The 26,092-nt window shown below is 52.9% G+C and carries 20 protein-coding genes; 17 read left to right on the plus strand and 3 right to left on the minus strand.

What is annotated here, in order from left to right:
- Positions 1-49: 49 nt before the first annotated feature.
- A complete protein-coding gene (locus PUR_RS06755) occupies positions 50-1,180 on the plus strand; it encodes an iron-containing alcohol dehydrogenase family protein (RefSeq protein ID WP_179034574.1) in 1,131 nt (376 codons plus the stop codon).
- A gap of 54 nt (positions 1,181-1,234) precedes the next feature.
- Positions 1,235-1,957, plus strand: coding sequence for a 5'-methylthioadenosine/adenosylhomocysteine nucleosidase (locus tag PUR_RS06760; protein WP_179034575.1), 723 nt, complete (start codon positions 1,235-1,237; stop codon positions 1,955-1,957).
- A 120-nt stretch (positions 1,958-2,077) separates the two neighbouring features.
- Here PUR_RS06760 and PUR_RS06765 read toward each other — a convergent pair whose 3' ends face one another.
- Positions 2,078-2,872, minus strand: a complete 795-nt coding sequence (locus PUR_RS06765; protein ID WP_179034576.1) for a Cof-type HAD-IIB family hydrolase — start codon at positions 2,870-2,872, stop codon at positions 2,078-2,080.
- A 233-nt stretch (positions 2,873-3,105) separates the two neighbouring features.
- Between PUR_RS06765 and PUR_RS06770 the strand changes: the two genes are divergently transcribed.
- The 12 genes from PUR_RS06770 to PUR_RS06830 all read left to right on the plus strand — a co-directional run bounded on the left by PUR_RS06770 (position 3,106) and on the right by PUR_RS06830 (position 18,965).
- A complete protein-coding gene (locus tag PUR_RS06770) occupies positions 3,106-3,819 on the plus strand; it encodes a metal-dependent hydrolase (RefSeq protein WP_179034577.1) in 714 nt (237 codons plus the stop codon).
- 238 nt (positions 3,820-4,057) lie between these two features.
- Positions 4,058-5,866, plus strand: coding sequence for a cache domain-containing sensor histidine kinase (locus PUR_RS06775; RefSeq protein ID WP_179034578.1), 1,809 nt, complete (start codon positions 4,058-4,060; stop codon positions 5,864-5,866).
- Positions 5,853-7,055: a response regulator transcription factor gene (locus PUR_RS06780; RefSeq protein WP_232101743.1), complete on the plus strand. Its 1,203-nt coding sequence runs from the start codon at positions 5,853-5,855 to the stop codon at positions 7,053-7,055. Before PUR_RS06775 ends, PUR_RS06780 begins: the two co-directional genes overlap by 14 nt.
- Positions 7,056-7,272: 217 nt before the next feature.
- Positions 7,273-8,598 (plus strand): ABC transporter substrate-binding protein, encoded by a 1,326-nt coding sequence (locus PUR_RS06785; protein WP_179034579.1) that lies wholly within the window; start codon positions 7,273-7,275, stop codon positions 8,596-8,598.
- Positions 8,599-8,691: 93 nt separating this feature from the next.
- A complete protein-coding gene (locus PUR_RS06790) occupies positions 8,692-9,567 on the plus strand; it encodes a carbohydrate ABC transporter permease (protein ID WP_179034580.1) in 876 nt (291 codons plus the stop codon).
- 33 nt (positions 9,568-9,600) lie between these two features.
- Positions 9,601-10,428: a carbohydrate ABC transporter permease gene (locus PUR_RS06795; RefSeq protein ID WP_179034581.1), complete on the plus strand. Its 828-nt coding sequence runs from the start codon at positions 9,601-9,603 to the stop codon at positions 10,426-10,428.
- 231 nt (positions 10,429-10,659) lie between these two features.
- The gene (locus PUR_RS06805) at positions 10,660-12,456 is read left to right on the plus strand and encodes a sensor histidine kinase (protein WP_179034583.1); all 1,797 of its coding nucleotides are present in this window, start codon (positions 10,660-10,662) and stop codon (positions 12,454-12,456) included.
- Positions 12,453-13,997 carry a response regulator transcription factor gene (locus PUR_RS06810; RefSeq protein WP_179034584.1) on the plus strand — a complete coding sequence of 515 codons (1,545 nt, stop codon included), beginning with the start codon at positions 12,453-12,455 and terminating at the stop codon, positions 13,995-13,997. Before PUR_RS06805 ends, PUR_RS06810 begins: the two co-directional genes overlap by 4 nt.
- A gap of 102 nt (positions 13,998-14,099) precedes the next feature.
- Positions 14,100-15,368, plus strand: coding sequence for an ABC transporter substrate-binding protein (locus PUR_RS06815; protein ID WP_179034585.1), 1,269 nt, complete (start codon positions 14,100-14,102; stop codon positions 15,366-15,368).
- A 102-nt stretch (positions 15,369-15,470) separates the two neighbouring features.
- Positions 15,471-16,400, plus strand: coding sequence for a carbohydrate ABC transporter permease (locus PUR_RS06820; RefSeq protein WP_232101744.1), 930 nt, complete (start codon positions 15,471-15,473; stop codon positions 16,398-16,400).
- On the plus strand, positions 16,400-17,230 hold the full coding sequence (locus PUR_RS06825; protein WP_179034586.1) for a carbohydrate ABC transporter permease: 831 nt from the start codon (positions 16,400-16,402) through the stop codon (positions 17,228-17,230). Before PUR_RS06820 ends, PUR_RS06825 begins: the two co-directional genes overlap by 1 nt.
- Positions 17,231-17,261: 31 nt before the next feature.
- Positions 17,262-18,965: a glycoside hydrolase family 13 protein gene (locus PUR_RS06830; protein WP_179034587.1), complete on the plus strand. Its 1,704-nt coding sequence runs from the start codon at positions 17,262-17,264 to the stop codon at positions 18,963-18,965.
- Between the two features lie 96 nt (positions 18,966-19,061).
- Here the strand turns inward: PUR_RS06830 and PUR_RS06835 are convergent, their stop codons facing one another.
- Complete coding sequence (locus tag PUR_RS06835; protein ID WP_165097140.1) at positions 19,062-20,063, minus strand: lipoate--protein ligase; 1,002 nt, start codon at positions 20,061-20,063, stop codon at positions 19,062-19,064.
- A gap of 174 nt (positions 20,064-20,237) precedes the next feature.
- Between PUR_RS06835 and PUR_RS06840 the strand changes: the two genes are divergently transcribed.
- The 3 genes from PUR_RS06840 to PUR_RS06850 are packed head-to-tail and all read left to right on the plus strand — an operon-like array spanning position 20,238 to position 23,957.
- The gene (locus tag PUR_RS06840) at positions 20,238-21,737 is read left to right on the plus strand and encodes an aminotransferase-like domain-containing protein (RefSeq protein WP_179034588.1); all 1,500 of its coding nucleotides are present in this window, start codon (positions 20,238-20,240) and stop codon (positions 21,735-21,737) included.
- A gap of 53 nt (positions 21,738-21,790) precedes the next feature.
- Positions 21,791-22,714 (plus strand): D-alanine--D-alanine ligase, encoded by a 924-nt coding sequence (locus PUR_RS06845; protein ID WP_179034589.1) that lies wholly within the window; start codon positions 21,791-21,793, stop codon positions 22,712-22,714.
- On the plus strand, positions 22,704-23,957 hold the full coding sequence (locus tag PUR_RS06850; protein ID WP_179034590.1) for an aminotransferase class I/II-fold pyridoxal phosphate-dependent enzyme: 1,254 nt from the start codon (positions 22,704-22,706) through the stop codon (positions 23,955-23,957). The genes PUR_RS06845 and PUR_RS06850 overlap by 11 nt, the downstream gene beginning before the upstream one ends.
- Before the next feature lie 77 nt (positions 23,958-24,034).
- Here PUR_RS06850 and PUR_RS06855 read toward each other — a convergent pair whose 3' ends face one another.
- A complete protein-coding gene (locus PUR_RS06855; RefSeq protein WP_179034591.1) occupies positions 24,035-25,720 on the minus strand; it encodes a methyl-accepting chemotaxis protein in 1,686 nt (561 codons plus the stop codon).
- Positions 25,721-26,092 lie beyond the last annotated feature (372 nt).

The raw sequence follows: 26,092 nt of genomic DNA on the forward strand, positions 1-26,092 counted from the left end.
ACCGTAAAATCTTGAACTGTGAACTTGAACGGTGGAAAACGAAGGAGGAATGAGAAGGGTGGAAGATACACTGATCGTTCGCGCGGCTCCGCAGGAATATATTTGCGGGCAAGGCTGCTGGAACGGACTTGAGCATCATCTGGAGCGCAGGGGGATTTCCTCCGCACTCGTCGTGCGCGGCGGGCGTTCATGGGAAGCGGCGAAGGGCTATTTTCCCGATTTCAAGCGGCTTGAGCTTCAGTTTTATCGTTACGGAGGAGAGTGCACCTACGCCGAGCGGGATGTGATCGCCTCGGAGGTGACCCGTCTCGGGCTTCAGGCCATTATCGCCGTCGGCGGAGGCAAGGTCAGCGATTCGGCGAAGGCAGCGGCGGCGCTGCTGCGGATTCCCGTTATCATTTTGCCTACCTTGGCGGCAACCTGCTCGGCCTGGTCTTCCCTCAGCGTCATGTATGACGAGGCCGGAACGATGGTCGGCTTCGAAGTCTATCCTCACAGCAACTCGCTCGTTCTGCTGGACCCGCGGGTGATACTGGATTCACCTCCGGAGCTGCTGGTCGCGGGGATCGGGGATACACTGGCCAAATGGTATGAAGCCGACGCGATTATCGCCCATTTACCCTCCCCGTCCGAAGAGATCGCGCTGGCTCATTATGCCGCGCGCCGATGCCGCGACAATCTGACGGCCCACAGCGCCGAAGCGCTTGCCGCGCAGAAGGCGGGGGAGCTGAACGACGCTTTCGTAAGAGTCGTGGAGACGAATATACTGACCGCCGGCCTTGTGGGCGGCTTCGGCGAAGACTACGGCCGTACCGCGGGCGCGCATTCCATTCACGATGCCCTGACGATTCTGCCGGAGACTCACCAGCTGCTGCACGGGAGCAAGGTAGCTTACGGAGTGCTTGTCCAGCTCGTTCTTGAAGGAAAACGGGAGGAGATCGGCCGTCTTCTTCCGTTCTATGGAGAGATCGGGCTGCCTGGCACCCTGAAGGACATGGGGCTAGGCGGTCTGACCCGTGAGGGGCGGCTCATCGTCGCTGCCCGCGCGGTTGAACCAAGCGCGTCCATCCATCGGATGCAGGGAACGTACGATGCGGTGAAAGTGGCGGATGCGATGGAAGAGCTGGAGAGTCTTGTTTCGGCGCTTCGCGCACGCGAAACCGCCGCTGCCAGCCGCTAAGGGGAGACATGCCGGGCTAAGTGCAATCGATGCCCCGGCTGAAGGAGAGAAACGATGAGCATAGCGATCATTGGCGCAATGGAAGAAGAGGTTGAAGTCTTGCGAAGCCGGCTGGAAAATGTCCGGAGAACGGAAGCGGCTGGAGGCAGTTATTACAGCGGAACTTTGGAGGGGCGGGACATTGTGCTGCTGCAAAGCGGCATCGGCAAAGTCAACGCGGCGCTGACGACGACGCTTCTAATCGAGCGGTATCAGCCGGAGCTGATTATTAATACCGGCGCTGCCGGCGGTATTGGAAGCAGCTTGCGGATCGGCGATGTCGTCGTCGGGACGGAGCTGGCGTACAGCGATGTCGACGCGACGGCTTTTCTCCAGTACGAATACGGTCAAGTGCCGCGTATGCCGGCCCGTTATCCTGTGCCGGAGGAATTTCTGGCGCTTGCTCGGCAGTTGGCCGCCGCCCGGAAGCAGGACGGGAGAGTCTTGACGGGCCTGATTACGACCGCCGATTCTTTTATCGGCAGTAAAGAGGCAGCCGACTTCATCCGCGGGCGGTTTCCGGAATCGCTGGCGACGGATATGGAAGGTGCCGCGATCGCTCAAACCGCGTACCGTTTCGGTGTGCCGTTTCTGGCGGTGCGCGCCATTTCCGATCTCGCCGGCAGCGAGGCGGAAGGGCTGTTCACTTCCCATCTTGATCTGGCGGCCGTGAACGCCGCCGAGTTTGTTCTGGACTGGGTGAAGCTTTATCGTCCGGCGTTTCACGCCGAAATTTAAGATTCACGGCGAGCACTTGCAAATACAAACAAAGGGAGCGCAAGACCCGTATTGTTCGGGCTTGCGCTCCCTTTTCCTTTTTGTTGTAAAAATGTATTGGTTAAAGGCTGTTGAGAGTGGTTATTGCAAGATGAATTTATCAATAACCTGCTTGACGCCGTCCTCGTTATTGCTTGCCGTTATATAGTTCGCAATTTCCTTCAGCGCGGGAATGGCATTGCCCATCGCTACGCCAAGACCGGCAGTCTCCAGCATTTCATGGTCGTTCCAGGAGTCGCCGACCGCGATTGTCTCGGACAAGGAGCAGCCGAAATAGTCTGCCAGAAATTCAAGCGCCAGCCCTTTCGTGCCTTCGCTGTGCATGATCTCGAGAAAGTGCGGCTTCGATTTGGTAATGTGAACCTCGCTGCCGAGCAGCTCCCGGAGTTTGGGCGACAGTTCGTCAAGGAAGTCTGGATCGTCGATAATCAGCAGCTTGGGTGTCTTGATCGAGGCAAGCTTTTCCCAATCCGGTTCAATGTAATATTGGGTCTTGTTCAGCGTTGCATAATCGACCAGCTTCTGGTTCTCCTCGCGGGAATACAGCTTGTCGTCAATATAGGTTTGCAGATGCAGGTCGTGTTCAATGCAATACTTAAAGACTTTATGAACCGCGTTCTGAGGCACATAGCGCTCGTACAGCACTTTCTCGTCGATCAGGTTCTTAACCAGGGAGCCCTGATATGTAATGATCGGCACGTTAAGTCCGGTCTGGCGGGCAATGGCCTGGGCGGATGCGTAGGCGCGTCCGGTGGCAAGCGTAACGACTACACCAGCGGCAACTGCCGCTTCCAGCGCCTGCTGTGTGGCGGGGGTTACTTCCTTGTCGTCATTGATCAGCGTATCGTCAATATCGATGGCAATCAGCTTGTACATTCGGTTTCTCTCCTTAGTAAGTCCGCTGTTTGGGAAACGGACAATTTGACTAAATTGTATCCTAAAAATAAGGGGAGAACAATCGCATAAATACGGACTGGACAAAAGGAAAGAGGCTTGTTATACTTCGATAGCCGCACATTTGTTCGCGTTTGTAAGAAATGGTGCTGTCCCGTTTAGAGGACGGCGCAGCCATTTCTTCATAGCATCTTAGAAAGGGGCGTTGCATAGCGATGATGGGCAAATCCCACCTGGTGATCAGCACCGGGGTCACTCTGTCGGCCATGCAGCTGGCCGGCTGTCATATCACAGTTCCCGCCGTCGCCGTAGCGGCGCTCAGCTCGCTGCTGCCCGACATCGATGAACCGAATTCGCTGCTCGTACGCAAGGCGGTTCCCACCTTTTTGCTGCGTGCGCTGCAGTTAACGTTAATCGCCGCCGCCGTTTTTCTGTATTTTGCGGATATTGCGCCATATCCCTGGAATATCGTGCTGGCGTTGCTCATTGGCAGCGTGGCGTTTCTGCCGGGACGAAGGCTGCGCAAGCTCATCATGCTGCTGATCGCAGTAGGACTGATAGCGTTCGGGAGCGCCTATGATCCGTGGAATACGATCGCCGGTTGTATTCTGGTCATTGCCGCGCTGGTTCCCCACCGGGGACTGACCCATACCCTGTACGGCATAGCCGGGTGGACGGCGCTGCTTTATTTTGCCGGGAGGGGAATAGAAGGCGGGGACATCCTGTGGATTGCCGGCGGTCTGTCATACGCGCTGCATCTGCTCGCGGACTCGCTCACCCAGCGGGGCATCACACCGCTGCCTCCCCTGCCCTTTAAGCTTCGTCTGAAGCTGATGAGCACTGGCACGAAGAAGGGCGGGGCCGTTGAAGGCATCTGCGTGACGCTGACGCTGGTGCTGGTCGTCTTGACTTTTGTTGTTGGCCGGTAGCGGTTAGCTTTGGATCATTGAAGTTCCACAGGGTCGCCCTAGCGCGGCCTAAGGCGCGGAGAGCTTTTCATCGTTCGGATTCATCGGAACCTTGAGCCCTCCGCGCTTTTTTGTCAAAATAATTTGACTTTCTTTAAAGGAGCACAAATAATGAAACTCAGCTTGAGTTGATCAGTGAATGCTATGATTGAATGGAAGCCGGCGTACATTTTGCAAGCGCAATCAAGGGGAAGGTGGTATGGGAGTGCGAAACGGTATATCGGAATGGTTCGGAAGACTGCCGATCCGCAGAAAGATCGTCCTTATATTTTTGCCGCTGATCATCTTTCCGCTGCTTGCGCTTGGTCTGCTGTCCGGTGAAATGTTCAGCCGCTCGGTGATTGAGAAGACGAAGAACAATGTCCGGGACGAGTCCCGGCTCATTCTCTCGCAGATTGACTCCATCGTGAAAAACACGGAGAGCAGCGCAAATATCATGACGACCGATATCATCCGTCTTTATGATGAACGCTCGGCTTCGTCCGAGGAGATACAAGAGGAAAAGTTCCGTAATCTGATGGAGAGCCGACTTTCCATTGACCTTGTGCTGTTTCCCGATGCGGACTCGGCCGTATTCGTCGATGTGACCGGAAGGGTGTACTCGTCCTACCCTCCCCAAGAAAGCCGGGATAGGAAGGTATTATACAGCGGCCTGCCGGAAAAGGTAAAATTGATGGGCAGCTACGGTGTGGGCCGCTGGCTGCCGGTGGAACGGCGGGATTTCATGGTAAGCGACCCCGCTGTTCCGGTGCTGACGCTAGGTAAGATCGTATTCAACCTGGATACCGGCAGCCAGCTGGGTACGCTGTTTGTCAATGTCAAGGAGACAACCTTCGCTTCGATTCTTCAGGTCATGGGTGAGAGCTCGTCTTCCAAGCAGTATTATATTGTTGACGGCTCCGGCAGAATTGTCTCTTCGCCCAATGAACGGCTGCTGCTGACGCCGTTTGCGGCGAGCGTAGCTCCGGGTCTTCTGGAGCGTGAAGCCCCGGTTTCTGACATTGTCGGCTCGGGGAAGGGGAGCAGCCTGGCGACGCTAATCGCTTACGACAGGTTGAACTGGAAGCTGGTAAACATCGTTTCGCTTCAGACGCTGAACGGCGATATCCGCCGGAATTTTGCTCTGACTTTCGCATTCGGCGCCTTATGTCTGCTGCTGTCGCTGCTGCTTGCGGGGAAGCTGTCCCAGATCATCGTGAATCCTTTGCTTCAAGTTACAAAGGCGATGCGAAAGGTGAAGGAGGGCGACATCAATGTCTCTTCGCCGGTGACGACGCAGGACGAAACGGGACTGATCGCCACGGTCTTCAATTCGATGGTGCAGCAGATCAAGGAGCTGCTTAAAGCCATAACCGAGGAACAGGGCCGCAAGCGGGAGTACGAGCTGGCCCTGATTCACGCGCAGATCAAGCCTCATTTTTTATATAATACGCTGGATACGATTTATGTGCTTAACGATTTGGGACTGAACGAGGAAGCTCGGGATACGACCAAGGCGTTGGCCGACTTCTACCGGGTGGTTCTGAGCAAGGGCAGTGAGCTGATACCGCTTGCAGACGAGATTGACAATGTCCGGGATTATCTTAACATTATGCAAGTCCGCAACCCCGACGTGCTGCGCTATGAAATCGATATTCCGATTGAACTGGAGAACGTGATGGTGCCCAAGCTGTCGCTTCAGCCGCTGGTGGAGAATGCCATTTACCATGGTCTGAAAACCAAGGGCAGTCAGGGATTAATTGTCATCCGGGCAAGGAGAGACGGCGGCGATGCGGCGATTGCCGTTATAGATAATGGGGTAGGAATGTCGCCGGAGCAGGTGCTGCGGGTTACGCAGTTTACCTCCGGGAACGGCAAGCCCGCATCAATCGGAATATACAGCGTATACGAACGTATCAAGCTCTATTTCGGCGAGCCGTACGGACTGACGGTGCGGAGCAAGCCGGGAGCAGGGACGATAATGGAAATGAAGGTGCCCGGAAAGGAGGGGAAGGATGGCAATGTATAAGGTGATGATAGCCGACGATGAGCCGCTGTTCCGTTATTACATGCGCAGCAAGCTGGACTGGAGCGGACACGGCTTTACGATTTGCTGCGAAGCCGCCAACGGCCGGGAAGCGCTGGAGGAGGCGAAACAGTACTTGCCCGATTTGGCGCTGATCGACATCAGCATGCCCTATATGAACGGTTTGGAGCTGGCCGAGAAGCTGAAGGTGAATGTGCCCGGACTGCTGATCGTTTTCGTAACCGGCCATAATGAATTTGAATACGCGCAGAGGGCGGTTCGGCTGGGTGTCCACGATTATCTGCTCAAGCCGTTCGACCAGCGTGAGTTCGACTCCATGATGGGAAAAGTAAAAGAAACTCTGCGTCTTCGGGGGGGATTCATCCCATCGTATCGCGAAGCCGAAGGGAATGAGGCGTCTTTGCGTAACAATGTGGAGCAGGCAGCGCAGGAGGTCTTCGCGCTGTTCAATGAAGTCTCCACGCCTTCCGGACAAGGAACTTTACCGGTTCGGCATGAGTTTCATCCGGGAACCCACGAAACGCTTCTCATGGCGCTGAAGATGCGCGATCATGAGGCCGCTATGGACGAAATTGGCCGGACAATCGCTCTGTTTCGGCTTCAGCATACCGGGGACCGTTTTGCTTTTACCGTTCTGATGGGCTATGTCTCGTTGTGTCTGTCCCACGCGGGCGAAATCGGAATGAACCCGGAGAGCCTGTGGAAACCGACGGCTTCGCCGGAGCAGCGTCTTCGGGAAATGTCCTCCTGGGAGGAGATAGAGGACTGGATTGCCGGCCTGTACCATAAGGTCATCGAGTACAGGCCCGACGCGCGTCCGTCCAAATCGTATAATTTATTTATGGCCGCCAAAGATTATATTCACAGGAACTACTCCGATCCAGAGCTGACGGTGGATCAGGTTGCAAGCGGCATGTATGTTGATTCCAGCTATTTGCGCAAGGTATTCCGCAAGGAAGGAGCCATTGCCGTTCTCGATTATATCACCTATACGCGGATGAAGCAGGCCAAGGAGCTGCTGGCCGAAGGCAACGTCAAGCTGGCGGAAATCGCTGAAAAGGTAGGCTATGCCGACCCGAATTATTTCAGCAAAAGCTTTAAAAAGCATTACGGTATGCCTCCGTCGGAGTTCGAACAGCGGGAAATCCGCATTCGGCAGACCGGAAAATAGTTGTCTAAAGGCTATCAAGGAGCGGTCCGCACTGGACCGCTTTTTACGATTCCCCCCGCATTGTCCCGTATATTACCGATTATGCCCGGTTTAACCCTTATCGGTCATAGCGGGCTTCTCTATAATAAGAGACATCAAGTAGCTGGAAGCGCTAACAAAAAAGCGGTTTCAGAATGAGGATAAATTTTGAGAAGAAGAAAAAGAAAGGGGATTCAATATGAAACGGAAATATGTGAAAGCGCTTAGTGTGCTTGCTGCTCTATCCCTGACGATCTCGTTGACGGCTTGCGGAGGGAATAAATCGGACAATTCTGCCTCCTCTGCTAACAGCGGCGGCGCAAGCGACGGAACGAAGAAGATTCAAATTAAGATATATGCCCAGCATTTTGACGAAGATACCGCCAAGCCTTTCGACTATGCGGTGGAAGAGCTGAAGAAAGAAATGCCGAATGTGGAAATTGTGCTGGATGAAGCAGTGCAGGACGGATATCAGAAATTGAAAACGTATGCTGCAACCGGTAACATGCCGGATATTTACGAGACGGACTGGATAACGCTCCAAACCTTTGCCAAGTCCAAGAACGTGGAGCTGCTCGACAGTTATCCGGAAACCGCCGATTTCAAATCCAAGCTGAACACCGGTCTGGAATCCCGTCTTACCGCTTCGGACGGACATGTGTACGCTTTCCCTTATACGGGAATTGAGTTCCAGCTCCTTTATTACAACAAGGAAATCTTCCAAAAGGTCGGTATTCAGACGCCAATCAAAACGGTCGATCAGCTGGCCGATGCCGCCAAGAAGCTTTCCGCCGCGGGCTACACGCCAATGGCCATCTTCGCCAAGGAAAAATGGATTACAACCGCCTTCTACGCCGGATTGGCAACACGGGAAGACGCTAATGGCTTCGGCGATCTGGAAGCGGGCAAGCCGGCCGCGCTGCCGCCGGCGTTTGTTACAGCCGCAGAGCAAATGAAAAAGCTGCAGGAAGCAGGGCTATTCGACGCCAATGCCACCAACACCAACTATGACCAGGCTTCGTCCCAATTCTTTTCGGGCAAAGCGGCAATGTTCGTTAACGGCCAATGGGAGATTTACAGCAGCACGGAGAAGCTTGGCGACAAGGTAGACTGGATGTACTGGCCGGCCAAGGATGAAGCGACCTATGACAGCAGCAAAGGCTTTATAAACGGTGCGGGCTCTCCCGGCGGATTCTCGGTGTCCCCAAGCAGCAAGAACAAGGAAACCGCCGTTAAAGTGGCAAGCTTCCTTGCGCAAAAATACAGCGAATACAAATATACCGTACTGGGCAGCCCGATCGTATCCGTCAAAGTTGATAAGCCAATGACCGGAGAAGTGCCTCCTATGATGAAGCGGATTGCGGATGAAGTTCTGCCGAATGTCAAGAGCTACGCGACAGCGGTTAACAATGTGCAGATCAGAAATGTGATCGATGACAATACCCAGAACATGCTGGTCAGCGGCTTTACGGTGAAGCAATTTACAGATAATGTTAACCGGATTCTAGCCAAAGAGAATAAATAACGGGGTTCAAGAAAAGTCCGTGCGGAGCAGCCTCCGGCTTCCCTTGGGGAAAACGGGGCTGCTCTTGCAAGAAAAGGAGTGGAATCATACTGCATGAACAGATACTTAAGCAATAAAAAAGCCATTGGGCTGTTTTTGCTTCCGGCCCTGCTTATCTATAGCGTCGTCATTATTTACCCGGTGCTTCAGACCGTATACCGAAGCTTTTTCAACTGGGACGGGCTGAGCACGGCAACCTGGAATGGGCTTTCCAACTATAGAGATCTCTTGGAAGACCCTCTGCTTATTACTTCTCTTCGCAACGGCCTTCTCTTCGCGCTTGTGCTTGCGGTGTTTCAGATCGGACTGGGAACGGTGCTCGCACTGGCCTGCGCGGACCCGCGCATCAAGGGACGCAAATTGCTGAAGACGTCCTATTTTATCCCGGTGGTGCTTTCCGTCACCGTTGTCTGCCAATTGTGGATTGCCATGTACGACCCGACTAACGGGCTGATCAACCGTCTTTTTAACCTGCTGCATATTCCTTACCAGCAGAACTGGCTCACATCGCCGACTGTTTCCATTATTGCGATTGCGTTCGTCAATGCATGGCAGTTCATGGGATATCAGTTCAGCCTTCTGTACGCGGGCGTCAAGTCCATTCCCGAACAGTACATGGAAGCGGCTACGATTGACGGCTGCTCCAAATGGATGGCGCACCGCAAGGTGACCATTCCTCTGATGAAGGAAAACTACAAGTTCTGTCTGATCGTTGCGATTACCTCCGGGATCGGAGCGTTTGTGCAGATGCTGATAATGACAAGCGGCGGACCGGGAACGAGCAACTATACCCTGACTTACATGATTTACCGCTATGCCTTTATGGAGAGCAACTATGGCTATGCCTGCGCCGTTTCCGTTGTGCTGGTCGCCTTGTCCCTCTTGGCAACAATGATTATCAATAAGACGTTTGACCGGAACGAAGCGTAAATAGAGCGTTGTCCGGCAAGGAAGGAGTGCTATATGAATAAGCTGAGAGCGGTTCTGGTTCAGACTCCGCTATGGATCTATTTTGTGATTTCCGTCTACCCTCTGGTATGGATGATTTCTTATTCGCTTAAAAACAACGATGAGATTTTCGTTACCAATCCGTTTGGCTTTCCGACGCATTTCAGAATCGAGAATTATATTGCAGCCTGGTCGCAGTTCAATATTCCGCGCTATTTTATCAACAGCTTTATCGTCTCATCCATTTCCACATTGCTGATTATTGTGCTGGCCCTGATGTTCTCGTTCGCTATCGCAAGAATGCGCTGGAAATTCCGCGAGAGCGTCAGATTGTATATGACAATCGGCATGTTCATGCCTCTTCAGGTCATTATGATTCCCCTCGCCATTCTGGTTCGCGATTTCCATTTGACGAATACCTACGGCGCGCTGATCGTTCCTTATGTCGCCATCGGCTTGCCCTTCTCCTGCCTGATATTCTACGGCTTCATGAAAGGCATCCCCGGCGAACTAGAGGAATCGGCCTGCATGGACGGCGCGAATATTTACCGGATGTTTCTCCAGATCATCGTGCCGGTTGTAACTCCCGCCATCGCTACCGTTGCCATTTTCCAATTCTTAAGCAACTGGAACGAATTCATGCTCGCCTATATTCTGATTTCCGACGAAGCGATGAAGACGCTCCCGCTCGGTCTGCTCTTCTTCCAGGGGCAATACAGCACCGATTGGGGCGGCATGGGCGCGGTTATGACGATTGCGAGTCTGCCGATGGTCATTGTCTATCTGTTCTTCAGCGAACAGGTCGAGAACGCTATGACGGTCGGATCGGCGGTAAAAGGGTAATCATTCAGGGACTCATGAAGCCTGGCTTTATAATTCCTACGGTGAAAAATGCTGGCGGCTGCCGCGGCCTCGCTGGCAGCTTTCGGCGGCACCTTTGATCCCTGAAACGCGATAACCGGGCGTGTTCTGGTAATAGCCGTGCTGGTGCTCCATCGCGGTTTCATAATAACGGATGTCAGTCCCCAGGGACAGGCGTCCGTTATTTTTTTGTAACCGTTTCAATCATTTGAGATGTATACTTTAAAGAAAATTCAATCTGGCCTGAAAAGCGAGGCGAAGCCCATTTATAAGAAAAGCCTGTTTATTAAGCTGCTGGTCTGGATGCTGCTGGTGACGACCATTCCCTTTATTTTGTCCAATATTATTTCCTACAGGTCAAGTTACCGGTCGCTTCAAAATCAAGTCATTGAGTTAAACCGCGGTACGCTGTTGATCGGTATGGAGAATATGAAAAAGTATCTGCAGGAATTAAATCTGATGTCGGTGTCATGGTATTCCGGAGAGGATATGGCCGCCTTGAGCAGGAAAAATACGGATGTTTACGAGCGATATACCTTTATCCAGAGAAATCTGTCCGATTTATACAGCCGGCGTCATGAAATCAAAATCGTCAACTTCTACAGTGCAGATGCCGAACAGCAGTACGAGTCGGATGATTCCATTTCTTATGATGCTCTTGGCGACGTTCTCCCGCCCGCTGATATGCGTCAGTGGGACAGGTTGCCCGGCTATGAAGTGCGGCAGCTTGGGGGCGAGCGGCTTCTGGCTGTCCATAAAAAGCTGATTGATTATCCCAAATCCACATTGCTGGGATTGCTATCCATTTATGTTTCTTTGGATGAAGTCGAAAGCTTGAACCAGCTTCTTTTCGATCGTTCCCTTGAAACTATGTTTATGTATATCAATACCGATAACCAACTGCTGTATACCTCGTCGGCTTCGCTGCCCAGTCCAAAGTGGATGGGTGAGAACGTCATTGCTACAGATAACGATACAGCCAAGCAGGGATATTGGTTCGGAGAATGGGAAGGAAAACAAGGGGTATATGTATATGCAAGCGATCATTATCTGGATCTTCCCCTGACGATCATCAAATTTATTCCATCGACGGTCATGAACGAGTCGGCCAAGCAGACGCTGAGCCGGTCGATCGCAATTCAGCTGGTTGCCCTGGTCTGTATCGTAATATTGGCCTTTGTTCTTTCCTATTCCACCATTGTGCCCATAAAGCGTCTTGTGCGGAGTATTTCCTATGTGGAGCTCGGGATTTTTGATATTGCCCCCACCGTCAGCCGCGAGGACGAGCTTGGCATTCTGGAGCGCCGGTTTGAACTGATGGTGCATAATTTGAAAAGGTTAATTGTCAACGAGTATCAGCAGAAGCTGGAAATCTCGACGGCGAGGTTAAAAATGCTTCAGGCGCAGATCAATCCCCATTTTCTGTATAACGCGCTCCAGTCCATTTCGACTGAGGCGATGCGGCATCAAGCCGAGGAGGTCAGCGACCGGATCACCGAGCTGGGGTTTATTTTGAGGTACAGTATGGATATGAGCAAGGAGACCGTCCCGCTTGAGCAGGAACTTGACCATATCGGGCATTATCTCTCCCTTCAGGAGAACCGGTTCAGAAAAAAACTCACTTACCAGATTTCCTGCGACCCAGCCGCTCTTTCCGCCATTGTACCGAAAATGATTCTTCAGCCGATTGTAGAAAACAGCATTATTCATGGAATTGAAAACGGCACAGGCAAGGGCAGAATTGAGGTTGACATTAAACGGGACTCCAGACTTGTGATAAGCATCAGTGATAATGGAAAAGGAATGAAGCACGAGGAGATCGAAGCCATGAAAGCGCGTTATGCCAAGCATAAGGTGCTGGAGCAGGATGAGGGCGGTATCGGCTTGATGAATGTGTTACAGCGGTTGTGGCTTCAATTTGGCGACGATTTCCACTGGGAAATGACAAGCCTCCCGTACGAGAAAACGCAAATTCGGCTTATGATTCACTTTAAGGAGGAAGAGGCATGAAAGTATTGATTGTTGACGACGAGGAACATGTTAGAGAAGGGATCGAGCTTTCGGTGTCATGGGAAAAGTTCGGCGTTAAAGAAAGGCTTTTGGCGGACAATGGGATCGAGGCTCTTGATCTGATCAGGCTTCATCATCCGGCGGTTGTCTTTTGCGATATGAAAATGCCCGTAATGAACGGAATCGAGCTGCTTGAGAAAATTAGGGAAGAAGAACTAAATACTCAGGTCATTGTGGTAAGCGGGTACAGCGATTTCGAATTTACCCGGGCTGCGATCAAGGCCAATGGAATCGATTACATTCTTAAGCCCATTCGAAGAAAAGAAATGGAGGAAGCACTGCAAAGGGCCGTTGACGCCTGGTACAAACTGGAGAACAGAAAACAGGCGGAAGTCCGGCTTGGGGCTATTGTCCGGAAAGCGGATGCTTTGCTCGAAGAGGAAAAAATTGTGGCGTTGGCAAAAGGCGATCGCTCTCCTGTAAACGCAGTCAAAAAAATGTTCGGAAGAATCGGGCTGCCGGAGTCTCCCTTGAACATCGTGATGATTCTGCCAAAAAACAGGCTGGATATCGTAAGCAATCGTTTCATGATGGACGATCAGCTGTTTTTCTTCGCCATAAATAACATCGTTTTGGATGCGATGGGTAAAGACAGGCCTTGCTATCTGTGCAGATTGGATGAATACCAATGGCTGCTTATTACAGCGATCCAAGGGAAGGATTTGGCTTTATATCTGAACCGGGTGAGACGGGCTTGGAAAGACACACTCGGTCTAGAGGTGCTGGTTGGTGAATGCAAGCAGCTTTATGCGCTAGAGAATATTTCCGAGGGCGTGGGAGAGGCCAGAAAAGAACTGCTGAACAGCAATGTGTTCTCCGGCAAACCGAAGGCATCAAATTATGCGGATGTGCAAGAGCCTGGAATGAAGAACCATTTGCTTCTGCTCAAGAATGCCATTGAAACGGGGAACAAGCATCTGGTCTCCGAGATCGTGAAATCCTATGCGGACAGCTTGTGCGCGGCGGGAGTGCTGCCATTGAAAGAATTGCAGCTCTGCTCGATGGAGGCGAATTTGCTGCTCGGGCGATTGAGCGCCAAACAGAAGGAAACGCTCCCGATTCTCTATTTGCCTTTGTGGATCAGCGAACTCAATGAATGGAAAAAGATGCTCGTTCAACAAATCTGGCTTTTAATGGAAAGCATGAGCAAACAGCCTGCTCCCGGTTATGGAGGAATTGAAGAGATCCGCGACTATTTGCATGCGCATTTTGAGGAAGATATTTCGTTGACCGTACTATCGGAGAAGTTTCATTTCAGCCCCCAATATATATCCAAAAAGTTCAAGGAGATCTGTCATTCCACCATTATTACCTATTTGACGGAGCTTCGGATCGGGAAAGCGAAAACGTTGCTCCGCAATACCCAGCTAAGCGTTTCGGAGATCGCCAGCCAGGTCGGCTATGCGGACGAAAATTATTTCAGCAAAGCTTTTAAAAAGCAGGTGGGCCTTTCTCCGCTTCTTTACCGGAAGACAGATTAAAATATTACCCGCAGAGGCGAGCATTTTCCCTCCAAGCCAGAAATGAAAGCGGTTAATATTAAGCTGTTAAAACAAACCACTACTGCTTAAGGGGGAAACAGAATGAACAAATGGTTATCAAGCCTGGCCATAATCGCTTTGACCGGAACGCTGCTGGTTGGGTGCGGCAGTAATGCCGCGGAGAACGCCTCCTCCGGAGAAGGCGGGAATAGCGGCAAGATCACCTTGAAGCTGCTGCAGAACAAGCCGGAAATTGCGGATAAGCTGAAGCAGATGCTGGCCGATTACCACAAGGTAAATCCGAACGTTACCATTGAACCTGAGGTTACGGCCGATGTGCCTACGCGGCTTAAAACGATGTTTGCTTCAGGCGATGAGCCGGACATCTTTACGATGAAGGGCTATGCGGACATGAAGAACTGGCAGGAGAAGCTGGCAGATCTATCCGGCGAGCCGTGGGTGGAGGATGTCCTGCCGGCCGCCGAGCCGGGCATGACCATCGACGGTAAGAAATACGGCTTCCCGCTCGCTATTGAAGGCTATGGATTTGTTTATAACAAGGTACTGTTCGCCAAAGCGGGTATCGACAAGGTACCGACCACACTGACCGAGCTTAAAGAAGTGAACGAGAAGCTGAAGGCCGCAGGCATTACTTCGTACGCCGAGGCCTATCGGGAAAACTGGCCGCTCGGACAGCACTTGTTCAGTCTTCCTTTCTCCTATGAACCCGACCCGGAGGGTTTTGCCAAGAAGCTGAACGAGGGAACGGCCCAAGTCAAAGACAGTCCCTATATGAAAGGATTCTTTGATGTTCTCGACATGACTGTCAACTACGGAAAGGGCCAGGATTCGCTTGGACTCAGCTATGATGCCGAGGTGGCGAGCTTCGCATCCGGCAAATCGGCCATGATGCAGCAGGGCGTATGGGTTCTCCAGCCTGTAATGAAGATCAATGCGAACATCCAGATGGGCATGTTCGCCATCCCGCTGACGGATAATCCGGAGGAAACCAAATTGCCTGTAAGCGTACCGAACTACTATGTCGTAAACAAAAACTCCAAGCACTTGGACGAAGTCAAGAAGTTTCTGGCATGGGTGCACGATAACGGACAAAAATACCTGGTGGAATCGTTCCAGTTCACTCCGGCCTTCACCAGCATGAAAGCCACCGCAGACCTGGGGCCTCTGGCTGAGGATATGGGCAGATATGTAGCAGAGAACAAGACGCTGCCTTGGGCGTTCGCCCTGTGGCCTAACGGGGGCATCCGGGAGCAATTTGTGAAGCCGCTGCAGCAATATATCGCTGGTCAAATGACCAAAGAAGAGGCGCTTGAGGATTTGCAGAAATCCTGGACCGCGGCCGTAGATTAATAACCGTCGTTTGATACAGGAGAACAGCCACTGCGCGGAAACTGTTGTCCGGGGTTGCAGTGGCTGTCCTTTTCAAATCCATCACGAAAGAAGGAATCAAACATGAAGCAAGCTCTTACCGGCAAGCTGTCGGGAGTGGCGGTGCGGCCGGCGATGAAGCGAACGAGCCTTCGTAAGCATTTGATCTACTTCGCTTTTGTTTCCCCAGCGCTTTTGCTGTTCACACTCATCATTGTGCTTCCTTTTTTCAGAGCGATTCTCTTCTCGTTTCAGGATTGGGACGGGATCAGCAGCAATATCGAATGGGCCGGATGGGATAATTACATCACCCTTTTCCATGATAAAGCTTTCCTGAAATCGTTTCTCTTTACGCTGAAGTATGTGGCGGTCGGAACGATTTTGGTGAATATTGCGGGTTTTTTCCTCGCCTTTGCCCTGAATTTCGCTTTGAAAAGCAAAAATGTGCTGAGAACGGTCTATTTCATGCCCCATGTGATTGGGCCGCTGATTATCGGATTTATCTGGCAGTTTATCTTCACCCAGGTATTCCCGAATCTGGCCGATCTAACAGGCTGGGGAATATTTGAGAAGAGCTGGCTGGCCCTGCCGAACTACGCTTTCTGGGCTCTGATTATCGTTAACGTATGGTACACCGCCGGATATTTGATGGTCATTTACATTGCGGCTCTTCAAGGGGTTTCACCCGATCTGCTGGAAGCGGCCGAGATTGACGGAGCCAACTCTTGGCAAAGACTTTGGTTCATGGTTCTTCCGCTTGTCCGGCCCGCCATCACGATTTGCCTGTTCCTGGCCATCACCAACGGATTTAAGGTATTCGATCTGAACTTTGCACTCACGAAGGGCGGACCGTTTGGATCGACGGAGTCGCTTGCGCTGCAAATTTATCAGGATGCCTTCTCCAACAATCAATACACGCTGGCTTCGACCAAAGCGATCATATTCTTCGTCGTACTCGCTTCCATTACGCTTATCCAGGTATTTGTGATGAAACGCAAGGAGGTTGAAATGTAATGAAAGAGCGCTATAATGCCGGAAAGTTTCTGCTTGAAATCGCCATGGCCGTTTTGGCTGTACTCTTTCTCGCCCCTCTGTATCTTGTGTTCATCAATGCGTTTAAGCGATATGACGAGGTGTTAAGCTCCACGGCGTCCCTTCCCGAGTCTTTCGGGCTGAACAATTTCATAACCGTGTGGCAGCAGATTCATTTTCCAACCGCTTTTCTGAACTCCCTTACGATCACGGTTATCAGCGTGCTCTGCATTCTGCTGGTCAGCTCGGCTGCCGCCTATCAAATCGTCCGCCGTCCGGGCAAGCTCAGCAATATTATTTTTCTGGCGATTCTGGCATCCATGGTCATCCCTTTTCAAACGATGATGATCCCTTTGCTGCAGGTCGCCAAAGATTTTCATTTGATCAACTCCTTGTACGGAATCATTATCATGTATCTCGGCTTCGGCATCCCGCTGGCCCTGTTCCTTTATCACGGCTTTATCAAGGGGATTCCCATTGAACTGGAAGAAGCGGCTACCATTGACGGGTGCAATACCTTCGGTGTATATTTCCGCATTCTCCTTCCTCTGCTTGCACCGATTACGACCACGATTGCCATCCTGCACTCGTTGTGGATCTGGAACGATTTTCTCCTGCCGTATATTGTGCTGGGCCAGAAATCCAATCAGACGATTCCGCTCGCTTCCTATGTTTATTTCGGGGAGTACATGAACGAATGGCATCTGGCGCTGGCCGCATTGACTATGGCGGTCATTCCCGTCATCGCGTTCTTTCTACTAATGCAGAGATATATTATTCAAGGCATAACCGCAGGGGCCGTTAAAGGCTAGGCTGCGAATATTTCAGAGGAGTGTAGCCTGTATGAAGCACAGCTGGTGGAAGGAAGCCGTTGTCTATCAGATTTATCCGCGAAGCTTTATGGACAGCGACGGGGACGGAGTCGGCGACCTGCAAGGCATTACCATGAAGCTTGACTATTTAAAAGAGCTGGGTATCGACGTGATCTGGCTGAGCCCGGTTTACCAATCTCCAAATGACGACAACGGTTATGATATCAGCGATTACCGGGAGATCATGGACGAATTTGGTACGATGGAGACGTTTGACCGGCTGCTTCTTGAAGCCCACAAGCGGGAAATCAAGATTATGATGGATCTGGTCGTCAATCACTCCTCGGATGAGCATCCGTGGTTTGTAGAGGCCCGGTCTTCCAAGGACAGCCCGTACCGGGACTATTACATTTGGCGTCCGGCCAGTGAGGAGGGCAGCCTCCCAAACAACTGGGGCTCTCATTTTGGCGGGTCCGTGTGGGAATACGAAGAAACGACCGGGGAATATTTCCTCCATCTCTATTCGAAGAAACAGCCGGACTTCAACTGGGAGAATCCGAAGCTTCGGCGAGATGTATACGACATAATGACCTTCTGGCTGGAAAAGGGCGTTGACGGCTTCCGGATGGATGTCATCAATATGATTTCGAAAGCGGAAGGTCTTCCGGACGGAGAAGTCCATGAAGGGTATAAATTCGGGGATGGCAATCCTTATTACAGTAACGGTCCGAAAATCCATGAATACCTGCAGGAGATGAACCGGGAGGTTCTGGACAAATACGATATCATCACGGTCGGGGAAATGCCGAAAGTGGGCGTGGAGCAGGCCAAGCTGTATACGGGCTCGGACCGTGGCGAGTTAAACATGATCTTTCATTTCGAGCATGTTACGGTAGGCAATGGACAGTTCGGCCGCTGGTCCCCCATTGAATGGAAGCTGACGGAATTGAAAACGATCTTTAACCGCTGGCAGTACGGCCTTAAAGAAGACGGCTGGAACAGCCTGTACTGGAGCAACCACGACCAACCGCGTGCCGTTTCAAGGTTTGGCGACGACAGCAGCGAATACCGTGTGCCTTCTGCCAAAATGCTTGCCACCTGTCTGCATATGCTTCAGGGTACCCCTTATATTTATCAGGGAGAAGAGCTCGGGATGACCAATGTCGGCTTTGCATCCGTTTTCGATTACCGGGATATTCAGACTGTGAATGCTTATAGGGATTATGTCGGAGAAGGGGCGCTGACGCATGAACAGATGATGGACGCCATCCATCAGCGCAGCCGGGATAACGGACGAACGCCGATGCAATGGTCGGATGCCGAGAATGCCGGGTTTACGGACGGATCACCATGGATCGCCTTAAATCCAAACTACAAGGAAATCAACGCCGAGAGCGCCATAAACGATCCGGATTCCATCTTTAACTACTACAAGAAGCTGATTCGGCTTCGCAAGGAGCATAAGATTATCGTCTTTGGAGCCTTCGATATTCTCTTGGAGGAAGACGAACACATTTATGCTTTTACGAGATCGCTCGGAACGGAAAGGCTGCTGGTGCTCTGCAATTTCTCGCGAGAGACCCTGCCAGTCAAGCTTCCGGAAGAATTTCAAGACTCCAGCAAGGAGATGCTTATCGGCAACTATATAATAAATACAGCGACTGATCATTCGGAGAAAAGCGAGAGCCTGCAGCTTTTGCCTTATGAGGCGCGTGTTTATCGGGTTACCGTTTAACAAAAATAGGACGTGAACCGAATCTTGGCCGCTGTGAGCGATCCATTTGGTCACGTCCTTTTGTTTGACAAAGCGAGTGGTGATAGCCCCCTCTGCCTATTCCTCCAGAAAAATCAAACCGATGACATCCTCCGGCTCGATGCGTCCGAAATAATGCTTCAGATCAAGATGGGAGAGCGCCTGCCGAATCTCCTCCTGCTCATACCGCTTGCCGCGCAGCGCATCTTCTACGTCGGCCACGTCGCCCACGCCGAAGAAGTCGCCGTAAATCTTGATTTCCTCGATCCGCGCGTCCTTGATCTCCATTCGAATATCGACGATGCCGCCGGGGAACTTGACCGCATGCTTCACATTGCTCTTCGGCGACTTGCCGTAGTTCCAATCCCAGTTCTGGTAACGCTCCTCAGAGATTTTGTTGATCTGGAACCAGTCTTCCTCAGTAAGCTTGTACTGCGGCACCTCGGCAGGCTCCATCCCGAAGATGGACCGGAGAAGGCCCGCGCGGAATTCCTCAATGGTCATGTCTGTTCCAAGCAGCTCCTTAATATTGGCGACCCGGCTGCGGACCGATTTCGTGCTCTTGGACTTGAATTTTTCCGGATTCGCATTCAGCGACGCCTGCACGTCGTCCAGATTCAGGTCGTACATCAGCGTGCCGTGGCTGAACATGCGCCCCCGGGTCGAGAACTGTGCGTTGCCGGAAATCTTTTGCTCCCCGACCTGAAGGTCATTGCGTCCGCTCAGCTCGGCGTTAACGCCCATGCTCTTCAAATAGTCGATGACCGGCTGGGTGAATTTCAGAAAGTTATGAAAGGAATCGCCGTCGTCTTTAGTAATGAAGCTGAAATTCAGGTTGCCGAGATCGTGGTAGACCGCCCCTCCGCCGGACAGCCGGCGCACCACCTTGATATTATGTTCTTGGACATATTCCTGGTTGATTTCTTCTATAGTATTTTGATGCTTGCCGATGATAATGGACGGGCTGTTGATATAAAAAAGCAAGTAGCTGTCGTCCATGGGCAGAAACTTCAGCGCGTATTCCTCAATCGCCAAATTGATGGCCGGGTCCGTAATTCCGGCGTTATCGATAAAGAGCATAGTCCATTCCTCCGTTTAGGCTAATGAATACAGCTACTATTTTAAACCAGTTTCGCCTGTTTCACAAAAGAGATCCGGTCCCCCGGAGAACCGCGCCCGGCGGAAATCGCCGCTTGCGCGGTTCTTTTTTTGTCTGCGCAAATATGCCATGATAACGGTGGAGGAGATGCACGTATGTTCAATGATTTCAAGCTTGCGGAGGGACGCCCGGTCTATCTCCAGGTCAAGGATTACATGAAACGGCTGATTGTCCAAGGAGCGCTTCAGGCGGACCGGCGGCTTCCCGCGACAAGAGAGCTTGCCGGGCTGCTCGGCGTCAGCCGCAATACGGTCATCTCCGCCTATGCGGAACTTGAGGAAGACGGATTCGCCTACACGGTTCAGGGCAGGGGCAGCTTCGCCGCCGAGGTGACGCCCAAGCGTACAGTCGATGAGGGGATAGCCAGCGGTTGCGGAAAGCTGGACTGGAGCGAACGCGTCAGTGAATATGCCCTCCTCGCGGAGGAACTGGACCTGATGAAGCGCGGCATCCGGGGCGCGAAAGGGATCATCTCGTTTACGAGCATTGCGCCCGACGAGAAGCTGTTCGATCTGGACAGCGTAAGGCGCGCTTTTTCGGACCGGATGGCCGTGGAAGGCAATGTGCTGCTAAATTACGGCTACGCCAAGGGCTACAAGCCGCTGATCGACTATTTAATGGACTATATGGCCCGCAAGGGCGTGGATACTCAGAATAAAGATATGCTGATTACGAGCGGCTTCACCGAAGGCTTCGACATCGTGCTGTCTGCCATCAGAAAGAATAGCGGAATGGTGCTGTGCGAGAACCCGACCCACAATACGGCCATCAAAAACTTGAAGCTGCACGGCTTCGGGATCAAAGGTATTGCGATGGAGCCGGACGGTATCAGCATTGGTGGGCTGGAACAGGCGCTTGAGGAAGGGGCTTACGACCTCGCCTATTTCGTTCCGTCCTACCATAACCCGACGGGCATCGTGACCTCTCTGCAAAAAAGGCTGGAGCTGATGACCCTGATGAATCGCTACGGGATTCCCGTAATCGAGGACGGCTTCAATGAAGAGCTGCGTTACTCCGGCTCGCATGTGGCGCCGCTGGCAGCCATGGCGGGTGCAGGAAATGGCGTCATTTATATCGGCAGCTTTTCCAAGGTGCTGTTTCCGGGTCTCAGAGTAGGCTGGGTGCTGGCGGACCGGCAACTGATCGGCACACTGGAGAGCATCAAGCGGGCCCGGAGCATTCATACCTCGACGCTCGACCAATCGCTGCTGTATCAATACTTGCATAACGGCAATCTGGAAAAATATTTACGCAGATCCCGGGCCGAATATAAACGGAAATACGAGTGGACGCTTGCCTGCTGCCGGGAGCTAATTCCTTATTCCACCCTGTCGGGAGACGGCGGGCTGCATCTGTTCATGACGTTTGAGGAGGGCTTCGACACAAGAGAACTGCTGGCGGCCTGCTCGCGAAGAGGCGTGATTTTTACGCCTGGGGACAATTTCTTTACGGACGGAACCGGCGGGAATACGCTGCGTCTGGGCTTCTCCAGAGTGACGGATGAGGACATCCGCAAGGGAATCGCCATTATTGGCAGGGCGGCGAAAGAGCTGATGAATAGATCGGAGCATGCGGCGACGGCGCCAAAAGAATAAGCGGAGTAAAAAAGCAATGAGCCTATCCAGGTGAACGAAAGGGAGCGGGAAATATGAGAGTTGGCGTGATTATGGGCGGCATTTCGTCGGAAAGAGAGATTTCGCTGAAGACAGGCGCGGAGATATTAAAAGCGCTGAACCCTGCCCAATATGAGGCCGTTCCGGTCGTCATTAACAAGCGGGAGGAACTAGCGGAACAGGTGCGCGGCCTCGATCTTGCGCTGCTGGCGCTGCATGGGGCGTTCGGCGAGGACGGAACCGTGCAGGCCGTGCTGGAATCGCTGAACATCCCTTATACGGGAAGCGGTGTGCTGTCCAGCGCCATCTGCATGGATAAGGATGTATCCAAAAGACTGCTGCGCGCAGCCGGAATCGCGACCGCCGACTGGCTCTGCTGGAATCATATAGACGAGTTTGCGCCCGAAGCGGTGGAGAAGCTCGGCTATCCGGTTATCGTCAAGCCTTCCTCGGGCGGTTCCAGCATCGGCATGGCCAAGGTGAATGAACCGGGTGAACTGCGGGCCGCCGTAATGGAAGCTTTCCGGTGGGACCGGTCGGTTATGGCGGAGCGTTACGTCCGGGGGATGGAGATTACCTGCTCCATTCTGGATGGAGAGACGCTGCCGATCATCGGCATCGTTCCACAGACTGCGGAATGGTTCGACTACGACGCCAAATATACCGAGAACGGAGCGCGGGAGCAGGTTACCGTTCTGCCCGCCGAACTGGAGCGCGAGGTGCGGCGGATCGCCCTGGACTGCTACCGGACGCTGAAATGCAGCGTATACGCCCGGGTCGATATGATCGTCTCTGACGGCGTTCCCTTCGTGCTTGAGGTGAACACGCTGCCGGGCATGACCTCGGCCAGCCTGATGCCCAAGAGCGCCAAGGCTGCCGGAATGACATTCGGCGGTCTGCTGGATGCCATTATCGCTGCTTCGCTGAAGGAAAGGGGCGTGCCCGTTCATGTCCGGTGATTGGATTTGTCAGACCGTCCGTGATCTTCCGCCATCGGGCATCCGCGCTTTCTTCGAAACAGCGGCGAATAACAAGCGGTTGATTCAGCTCGGAGTCGGCGAGCCGGATTTTCGGGTGCCGGAGTCGGTCCGGAAAGCCTGCATCTCCGCGCTGAACCGGGGAGAAACGGGATATTCCTCCAATGCTGGCTTACCGGAGCTCCGCAGGGAAATTGCCGGCTATCTAAGCGCCGGCTTCGGGCTTCGCTATGATCCCGGCGCGGAGATCATCGTCACGGCAGGCAGCAGCGAGGCACTGGATATTACGCTGCGGACGGTCATATCACCGGGGGACGAAGTGCTCATACCGTCACCCGGTTATGTGGCCTACGCTCCGATGGTCACGCTGAGCGGAGGGAGTGTTCTTCCCGTGGAGACGAAGCGGGAAGAAGGCTTCAAGCTGACGGCCGAGGCTCTGCGGCGGAGCATCACCCCGCGCACGAAGGCGCTTATGGTGAATTACCCAAATAATCCTACCGGCGCGGTGATGACCCGCAGAGATTGGGAGCCGATTGCCGAGCTTGCCGTCCGGCATAATCTGATTGTCATCTCGGATGAGGTCTATGCCGAATTGACCTACGGAGATCGGCATGTCAGCGTGGCGTCGCTGCCGGGAATGAAAGAGCGGACCATTGTCATTAGCGGCTTCTCCAAGGCGTTCGCCATGACCGGCTGGAGAGTCGGCTACTGCTGCGCAAGCGGAGAACTGGCGGCCGCGATGCTCAAAATTCACCAGTATATCGCCATGTGCGCATCGGTTCCGGGGCAGATCGCCGCTCTGGAATCGCTGCGGAGCGGGCTTGAATCGAAAGACCGAATGAAGGCTGCCTTTGACGCGAGGCGCACCCTATTCGTGGAAGGGCTGAATGCGCTCGGCCTGCCCTGCCATATGCCGGACGGCGCCTTCTATGCTTTTCCATCGGTCGCCGGAACCGGGCTGACCTCAGAGCAGTTCGCGCTTCGGCTGCTCCGCGAAGCCGGGGTCGCAGTCGTGCCCGGTTCCGTGTTCGGACCCGGCGGGGAGGGGCATATCCGCTGCTCCTATGCCGCTTCGGCTGAACAGCTTGCCGAGGCGCTGGGGCGAATCGGGCGCTTTATGGAATCTCTGTCTGCGGGCGATCATACGCTCTGCTTTCCGGAGGAACGGACGAAAGGTTGTGAGGGTGAGGGGACTGAAGCCGGGGCGGCTGCGGTTGGCTCTTAACCGCCGGTCTGCATTTAATCAACAAAAAGGTCCCGGCAGGCTTCATTAGAAGCTTGCCGGGACCTTTTTCCCGTGCGTTATATTTTGAACTTCCGGACCGCTTCCTGCATTTTAAGCGTCTGCTCGTGTAAATGCTCCACAGTCTTTGCGTGGCCATCCAGCTGTTCCTGCTGGGAATGGTAATTATCGGCCAGCGCTTCGGCGCCCGCCTGCGACTTGGCAGTAATCTGCGCGGTTTCTTCTACGGACGCGGTCACTTCCTCGGTTCCCGCCGAAATTTGCTGGGTGGCTGCGGAAACGGAATAGATGCTCTGGTTGATGCTTTGAATGAGTACGGCAAGGTGGTTGAAGGCATTGCCCGCTTCTTCGACTTTGCCCACGCCGGAAGCGACCTCGGCATTCACCTCGTTCATGCTGGCTACAGACCGCTGCATTTCCTCCTGCAGGCTCAGAAGGAACTCGCGGATCTTCTCCGTGGCTTCTCTGGACTGCTCCGATAGCTTGCGTACTTCACCGGCGACAACGGCGAAGCCGCGGCCATGCTCGCCCGCCCGCGCCGCCTCGATGGAAGCGTTGAGGGAGAGCATCTGGATTTGTTTGGTGATCTCCGATATGCCTTGGACGATGTCGCCGATTTTCTGCGACTGCTCGTCCATTTTGCGGAACTGCTCCAGCGATTCCTTGGAAGTCCGCCCGACCTGGCGCATCTGTTCAACGGCGCTTTGAGCCGTGCCGTTGCCGCTAATTGCTTCGGCAGAGGCTTCATGGATCTGCTCGGTCACTTCGCCCGCCGCGGAAGCGATATGCTGGATGCCCGAGCTGATTTCTTCCATGGCACGGGCATTATCGGCCGCGCTGCCGGCGATTAACGCGCTGCCTTTTCCGATGTCTTCGACCGATTCGCTGGAACGCTCCGCCATATCGCGGATGCCGTCCACGCGCTCCTTCAGATCGTTGGAATCGGCCATAACGGTGTCTGAGGTGTTCAGCACCTGGCCGATCAGCTCTTTCAGGCGCAGGGTCATTGTCTGGAAGCTCTCGGCGAGCCTGGAGATTTCGTCATGTCCTTTAACAACCAGTTCCTGAGTGAAATCGCCTTCGGCCAGCCGGTCGCTGTATGCGGCGAGCCGGGTAATCGGCCGTGTAATCCGGCGGCTCATGAACAGGGCCGCGGTCATACTGATGATCAGGGCCAGCAGCGTGATACCGGCACTGGTCCACAGAATGCTCTTCATCTTGTCTTTGACGAAGGTCAGGTCCGAACTGACACCGACGATTAGGCCGCTGCCGGGTATGCCGACATATGCCGTTTTATGTACTCCATGACTGTCGCTGTAAATGGCGCTGATGGCGGGTTTTCCCTTGGAGGCCTGCTCCAGGGCCGGCGTCACTTCCAGCTCTTCCTTCCGTTTAAGCGCCGAACCGTGATCCGCGCTCAGCACGACGGCCTTGCCGTTATTGTAGTCTGCCAGAAAAATCGTCTCCACATTATGCTGGGTCCGCTTGTCCTTGAAAAAAAATTCGACATTCGTTGCTGCCTGATCGTTGCTTCGGGCCTGCTGGGCGTTGGTCGTATTCAGAGTTTTGAACACGTCCTGCGAAGCCGCGCCGAGCAGTTTATCGATCTGCGGGACGACGTAGCTGTTGATGGTATTCACGGAAATGAAGTAAAAGCTGATACTAAGCATAAGCGAAGTAAACAAGAGGGCAGCGAGCAGCAACAACATAAATCTCCGGCCGATGGAATGCCTGATCCGAAACATGCGGTTCTCTCCTTTTTATACAAATAATAAATACCCATATCCGTATGCGGATTTGGGAGGACAGCAGGAAATTGACAGATTATTAGGTCTTTTATCCTGTCTGGCACCCTGTATAAAGACATGCAGGGAATTGTACATGGATTCTATTCTATATAATTAACCCGCGGTTGAATAGAGAAAAATGCTCGGATGTAAGGTAAAATTTTCTGCAATTCAATTTTTTTTGCAAATTCTTGCGAAAGATTCTTCTTTTTTCTGCAATTTCCGAATTTCTGTATCAACTAAAAAAGAGAGAACCGCTAATCGCTAATGATAAGCGCGGCTCTCTCTTTGTTACAAATCCTATAGCGGAAGGTTCAATTCGACCTGAAA

It is taken from the genome of Paenibacillus sp. URB8-2 (assembly GCF_013393385.1).
Classification (GTDB): Bacteria; Bacillota; Bacilli; order Paenibacillales; family Paenibacillaceae; genus Paenibacillus_AQ.